This is a genomic window from Campylobacter sp. 2018MI01 (genome assembly GCF_018501205.1).
Taxonomy (GTDB): domain Bacteria; phylum Campylobacterota; class Campylobacteria; order Campylobacterales; family Campylobacteraceae; genus Campylobacter_E.
The window spans coordinates 1-518 of the sequence record NZ_JAHCZE010000139.1 but is presented as its reverse complement, the minus strand read 5'-3'; the positions used below and the strand labels follow the sequence as shown (position 1 = coordinate 518).

General features: G+C 42.9%; 2 protein-coding genes. Both read right to left on the bottom strand.

Features of this window, described 5'->3' with window-relative positions; all coding sequences use genetic code 11:
- Positions 1–231, bottom strand: a 231-nt coding sequence (locus tag KJQ97_RS09365; protein WP_214120687.1) for a hypothetical protein, incomplete at its 3' end; no start/stop codon positions are given.
- Positions 228–518, bottom strand: a 291-nt coding sequence (locus KJQ97_RS09360; protein WP_214120686.1) for a hypothetical protein, incomplete at its 5' end; no start/stop codon positions are given. The genes KJQ97_RS09360 and KJQ97_RS09365, both read right to left, overlap by 4 nt.

The window sequence follows — 518 nt, the reverse complement described above, 5'->3', positions numbered from 1 at the left end:
TTCATTTGCGTGAGTTTTAAAATGCCCACTTAAAGATGTTTCGCTTGGACCCTTAGCTTCACTCCATACAGCACGGTCTTTTAACTCCTTGTAATTTTCAACATCATTATACTTCAAATCTTGAAATTCAGCCAACGAACTGGGTGATTTTTCTACCCCTAAAACATCAATGATTTTCCTGTATTCCAGAATGTCGCTCTTCCTGTTGTTATCCCGAATATCAATATTCATTTTGCGACGCCGTTCAAGTTCAGAATGATCTGACCGGTACCACTTCTTCGACCATGAATTTTGTCTTCTGCCAGTCTTTGGATCATATTCAATAGTGCATCGGCATCGTTGGTGACGGTGATAGAAATCCTCGGGGACATGCGGATAGTTGTATGTTCCCGATAAACTTTCGCACCACTTGCAGCACCGGCCAGAAGTGCGCCGTTCAATGGTCGGATTGAGCCCGGCACTATACTGGAATTCAGCATTGATTTCGATGGTATCGTCAATAACAGCTTGCGTGAAAT